At 68.4% G+C, this 4,857-nt stretch carries 7 protein-coding genes and 1 pseudogene; 5 read left to right on the top strand and 3 right to left on the bottom strand.

Going from position 1 to position 4,857, the window contains the following annotated elements:
* Window positions 1-123 precede the first annotated feature (123 nt).
* A complete protein-coding gene (locus ACXMYJ_RS28500; RefSeq protein ID WP_460359470.1) occupies window positions 124-1,056 on the bottom strand; it encodes a hypothetical protein in 933 nt (310 codons plus the stop codon).
* A gap of 25 nt (window positions 1,057-1,081) precedes the next feature.
* On the opposite strand from ACXMYJ_RS28500, the gene ACXMYJ_RS28505 reads away from it, so the two are divergent.
* A complete protein-coding gene (locus ACXMYJ_RS28505) occupies window positions 1,082-1,882 on the top strand; it encodes an adenylate/guanylate cyclase domain-containing protein (protein ID WP_396884628.1) in 801 nt (266 codons plus the stop codon).
* Here ACXMYJ_RS28505 and ACXMYJ_RS28510 read toward each other — a convergent pair.
* Window positions 1,849-2,010 (bottom strand): hypothetical protein, encoded by a 162-nt coding sequence (locus ACXMYJ_RS28510; RefSeq protein ID WP_086008448.1) that lies wholly within the window; start codon window positions 2,008-2,010, stop codon window positions 1,849-1,851. The genes ACXMYJ_RS28505 and ACXMYJ_RS28510 overlap by 34 nt on opposite strands.
* A 42-nt stretch (window positions 2,011-2,052) precedes the next feature.
* On the opposite strand from ACXMYJ_RS28510, the gene ACXMYJ_RS28515 reads away from it, so the two are divergent.
* Window positions 2,053-2,730 carry a guanylate cyclase gene (locus ACXMYJ_RS28515; RefSeq protein WP_460359473.1) on the top strand — a complete coding sequence of 226 codons (678 nt, stop codon included), beginning with the start codon at window positions 2,053-2,055 and terminating at the stop codon, window positions 2,728-2,730.
* Between the two features lie 111 nt (window positions 2,731-2,841).
* Entirely contained in the window at window positions 2,842-3,465 is a 624-nt protein-coding gene (locus ACXMYJ_RS28520) for a hypothetical protein (RefSeq protein ID WP_260754851.1), read from the top strand.
* A gap of 7 nt (window positions 3,466-3,472) precedes the next feature.
* Here ACXMYJ_RS28520 and ACXMYJ_RS28525 read toward each other — a convergent pair whose 3' ends face one another.
* On the bottom strand, window positions 3,473-3,970 hold the full coding sequence (locus ACXMYJ_RS28525) for a hypothetical protein (RefSeq protein WP_460359471.1): 498 nt from the start codon (window positions 3,968-3,970) through the stop codon (window positions 3,473-3,475).
* A 170-nt stretch (window positions 3,971-4,140) separates the two neighbouring features.
* On the opposite strand from ACXMYJ_RS28525, the gene ACXMYJ_RS28530 reads away from it, so the two are divergent.
* Entirely contained in the window at window positions 4,141-4,383 is a 243-nt protein-coding gene (locus ACXMYJ_RS28530) for a hypothetical protein (RefSeq protein WP_460359472.1), read from the top strand.
* Window positions 4,384-4,425: 42 nt separating this feature from the next.
* Window positions 4,426-4,731: pseudogene (locus ACXMYJ_RS28535) on the top strand (nitroreductase family deazaflavin-dependent oxidoreductase); the annotation flags it as partial.
* Window positions 4,732-4,857 lie beyond the last annotated feature (126 nt).

Consider the following 4,857-nt stretch of genomic DNA (forward strand, 5'->3'; position numbering starts at 1 on the left):
TCGGATTGCCACGCCCCAAACGGCGGGGCAATCCCGAATCTGTCGGCCTGCCTGTGACTTCACACACGCGCCGACGAGCGCTTGAGACGCCCCGCCCCATCAACCCACTAATTCAGCAGACTCCTAGGCCAGCAGCGGCACCGAGTCGAGCCGGTCGTCGGTGAGAATCTCGAACATCACGCGCCCGCTGACCAGCTCGGCGCGCTCGAAAGCCTTACCCGCCACCTGCATTCGACAGCTCGCGATCGCCGAGTTGTAGCAGTACTTCACGCCGCCATGGGTGTCGGTGTAGGTCAGGCCGATGACATCCGTGGGCACTGTGGTGATCTCGCCCTCGATCATCTGCTCACCGACCCTGGCACCGAAGGTCCACGTGAACGGCGTGTAGCGCCCGTGGCTCTGCATACTCCCGACGATCGACCGCACCGCGAACTGCTGACCGTCATGACGGAACACGAACAATGTCACCCCCGGCAGCAGGACGGGACCCAGCGCCGCCCGCGCGGTGACGATCTCCAGCGTCGACTCCGGGGCGTTGTCGAACCCGCACACCTGCCCGTACGCGTAGGCGGGCGTGTGCCGGGTGCCCCAGTTGTGGTTGACGCTTCCCCTCCAACCGTCCACCTCGACGTGGCGTCCCGCGACGTCGACGTGCCCGTCGAAGCGGGCCAGCGGATCACGGACCATCGTCTTGGCCGTCGGAAACCGCGCCCGGTAAGCACGATCGGAGAGCACCCGGACCGGTTGCCGACCGCTCGCGGTGATCCTCAGATCCCAGCGCGCGTCAGCCAGCCCACCGCAGGCAACGGTCTGGTCCAGCGAGGCCGAGGCGATCCGCGTCGTCCACTCGTCGGTGAACACCGCCTCCTCCAGCGGGAACTGCTGCTTGACCGCCCGGTGACCGGCCGGGTCGAAGACCATGACCCACACATCGGCGGCCGGTTCCCCCTCGGTGGGCAGCAGCAGGGTGTGACGCAGCCACAGCGCGCGGGCCCTCTCGGGATCGTTCGCGCGCACGAACCGGCTCTCGTAACAGGGGGCCTCGGCGATGGTCACGCCCCCAGCATCCAATACTGGAGCCGTGACCGGAACGCTGATCGCGCTGTGCCTGGCCGCGGCGCTGGCCGCCGGGCTGGCGGTGGCCCTGCTGGTGCAGACCCGGCGCCTCAACGCCGCGCGCGAGGAAGCCGAGGAGTTGCGCAAGCGTCTGGACGCCCGGCAGATGCTGGTCACCGGCGGCACCAAGGCCGTCAAGACGGTGTGGCAGACCGCCAACATCCTGCGTCGCGACGGTCTCGGCGCGGCGGTGCGCTCCTCCATCGAGGAACTCGCCGACTGGGCCGAGGTCGAACGTCCCGACTTGGCGCGACTGGCCCCCAACGGCCGGGTCGCAGTGATGTTCTCCGATATCGAGGAGTCGACCGCGCTCAACGAGCGCATCGGCGACCGCGCGTTCGTGCGGTTGCTGGGTAAGCACGACAAGTCGGTGCGCCGCCACGTCGACGCACACGACGGTTACGTCGTGAAGAGTCAAGGCGACGGGTTCATGGTCGCATTCGCCCGACCGGAGCAGGCCGTCCGGTGCGGTCTTGCCATCCAGCAGTCACTGACCAAGCGGCCCAACGATATCCGCGTCCGGATCGGCATTCACACGGGGAAGTCGGTGCGCCGCGGTGACGACCTGTTCGGCCGCAACGTGGCGATGGCGGCGCGGGTGGCGGCTCAGGCCGAAGGCGGCGAAGTCCTGGTCAGCAGCGCGGTGCGCGACGCGGTGACCGACTGCGACGACATCGTCGTCGACGGGCAACGGGATGCGCAGCTGAAGGGATTCTCCGGATCCCACTCGCTCTACTCGGTGCGTTCGGCTTCGGCGAGCCGCTGATGGAGCCGGGCGCGGATGTCGTCGGGGGTGTAGGCGTTGCGGCGCCGCTGATCACGCGCGACCAGAACGCCACCCGCCACGACGCCGGCGACACCGGCCAGTCCCACCCACTTCCAGATCCCGCGCATGACCATCAGTCTGCATAAGCTGCGGGGGTGAATCCAAGCACGGTGTCGCGGGAGCGCGCGCTCGATGAAACCCGCACCGGCGACATCTGGTTGTTCCGGGGACGCTCGGGTCCTGACCGGGCCATCCAGTCGATGACCAACAGCCCGGTGAACCACGTCGGGATGACCGTCGCGATCGACGATCTGCCTCCGCTGATCTGGCACGCCGAACTCGGTGACAAGCTGCTCGACCTGTGGACCGGCACTTACCACCGCGGCGTCCAGCTCAACGATCTGCGACAGGCGGTCGAACGCTGGACGCATTCCTACCAGCAGCGCTGCTGGTTGCGTCAGCTCACCCCGCACGCCTCCCGGGAGCAGGAGGACCGCATGCTGCGGGTGATCGCGCGGATGGACGGCACACCGTTCCCGTCGACGGCCAGGTTGACGGGCCGCTGGATGCGTGGCCGGTTACCGGTGGTGAGCGATTTCACCCGCGGTATCCCGTTCGTGCACAAGAAGGTTTGTGAATCGGCGATGCGCCGTAAGGCCGAGCAGTCCACTGTCGGGCTGGAAACCGCCTACTGCGCCGAGACGGTTGCCATCACCTACGAGGAGATGGGCCTGCTGCACACCGAGAAGCACTCGAACTGGTTCGATCCCGGGTCGTTCTGGAGTGGTGATACCTTGCCGTTGGCCGACGGGTACCGGCTCGGCGGCGAGATCACCGTCCTCGTCTGACGCGGACTCTGTGCACTGGCCGGCGAAACGCCGAGCGATATCACGCATCTGCCGACCTGGCGGTGATTTGCTGAGGCCCGGCACTATCGGCACGCGACGAGGGAGCACGGCATGCCGACGTCAACCGACCACCCCGCCTCCGAACAGGACGCGCCCCGAAGGGGGCTGTTCAGCGCACGCAGCTCCGCCATCGCGATCGTCGTCGCATCGATCGCCACGCTCGCGGTCGTGTTCGTCATGCTGACCGCCAACAGCGACGCGCCGCTTCGAGTGCACGCCATCCCGGCACAACCGGATACGACCGCTCAGCGGACACCTGCGGCTCCCGGTCCCGGGTCGGCGACGCCGAGCCCCGCAGAGGCCACGCCGCGCCCGTCGGCGGGCGCCGCCGGGCCGACCCCATCCCAGACTCCGGCTCCGGCGATCGATTCACGCGGGTTCGTCGACTCAGCGGCCCGCTGCGAAGCCGGGGAGCGCGCCGCGGCGATCGCGCGCACCGAGCGCGCCGCCGTGGTCATCTGCCGGGACGTCGACGGGTCCTACGAGTACCAGGGCGTCCGGCTGCGTGACGGTGCCGAACTGCGGCTCGCCGACGTGCGGCCACTGGCCGTCGGCTTCGAGGCACGCAACGGTGTCACCACCTACCGCCTGTCCCCTACCGAGCTGGTGGTGATCTCCGGCGAGTCCCTGCAGAGCCGCGACGCGATCCTGGAGTACCGGACCGACGAGGGCTGACTGTCAGCTAACCGAGATATTCGAACGCGTTGCCGCCGGGCCGCCAGCTCTCCGAGCTCCCGTCGAGGAAATCGGACAACATCGCGATCACCGGGCCGCGCAGCTCGGCGACCGTGGGCCGCAGCGTCAGCGTCACCTCGGCGAACCGGATGCGGAGCCCTTCACGGGACGCCTCGACGGTCTCGACAACCGGGCCACCGATCAGCGATCGCAGCGCGTCGGCGTAGCCGGGCAGGCGGTCGGTGACCGAGCCGTCCGGCGTCTCCACCACCGGTAACACCTCGCAGGTCAGCACCGGGGTGTCGGCCGCCTCCGCGGAGTCGAAGCTCAATTGAACGTAGCGGGAGAAGAACTGGACCGACTGCAGCCGGAATCCGACGAGACGGGACAGCAGCTCGTTGTACCCGTGGATTCTCGGTGTCGTGGTCCTCGGATGCAGATACCGAACCTCGGGGTGCTCGTCGACCGACTCTCCGTCGTCGGCACCGCCCACAACCTCTGTCATCCCTGCACCTCGAAAACCGTCCTCTATGCCCCCGGATGTAGCGGTACATTACGTTAGCCCGAGTCCGCCCGGGTTTGCCGGGTTGCGGGCGACCCGCCGCGCCGACCGGTGTGCCGAATGGACGCGCCGCCGTGATCTCGCTGCGACACCACCCGGGCAGGCTCTCACCCATGACCTTGCTGGCGGTGGCGGCCTCGTTGGTGGCGGCATCGTTGTTAGCGACGTTGTGCGTCGGGTACCGGCTCGGTCTGCGCGCCGCTCGGCGGACTCCGACGTGGCGGCAGCGCAGCAGCCGGGTGGCGCTGGCCCGGCAGGCGCTCGGGCTGGTCGCGTTGCTCGCAGTCAGCCGCCTGGAGCGCTCGACGCGGCGGCGGTTACCGAGCCGGCGGCCGTCGTGGCTGCCCGGCAGGTGAGCAGTACCGGTGGAAGCCGGCGTTGCCGGGTAGGTTGCGTGCATGCCGCTGCGCTACGTCGATCCGCACCGCCGCCGTGGGCGTGGCTACCACCAGGGTGTCCGGTTCGGCCGGTCCAAGGTCGGCCAGTTCATGGCCCGCCATATCGCCCGCCGCACCGATCCCCTGCTGTTCCGCCTCACTGGTGGACGGGTGAACATGGGACCGATCGTGAACGCGCCGTTGCGCACCGTGGGCGCGAAATCGGGTAAGCCGCGCGACGTTCAGCTCACCTACTTTCACGACGGCTCCGACGTCATTCTGGTCGCGTCGAACTTCGGCGGCAGCAGACACCCGCAGTGGTATCATGTCAATGGACAGTTGGAACTGCCCGTAGGCGGACATGAGAAGTGCCCGTAGGTGGCCAGTAAGAACTGCCCAGTGGCGGACACGAATCTGCCCGTGAGGGGTGGAGTCCGCCACCGGTGGTTGAGG

The sequence above is a fragment of the Mycobacterium sp. ZZG genome (assembly GCF_054786995.1).

Excerpts from the sequence above, each read along its gene's own strand:
- ACXMYJ_RS28510 (WP_086008448.1), bottom strand. The coding sequence starts at position 2,010 with ATGCGCGGGATCTGGAAGTGGGTGGGACTGGCCGGTGTCGCCGGCGTC.
- ACXMYJ_RS28520 (WP_260754851.1), top strand. The coding sequence starts at position 2,842 with ATGCCGACGTCAACCGACCACCCCGCCTCCGAACAGGACGCGCCCCGA.
- ACXMYJ_RS28525 (WP_460359471.1), bottom strand. The coding sequence starts at position 3,970 with ATGACAGAGGTTGTGGGCGGTGCCGACGACGGAGAGTCGGTCGACGAG.
- ACXMYJ_RS28530 (WP_460359472.1), top strand. The coding sequence starts at position 4,141 with ATGACCTTGCTGGCGGTGGCGGCCTCGTTGGTGGCGGCATCGTTGTTA.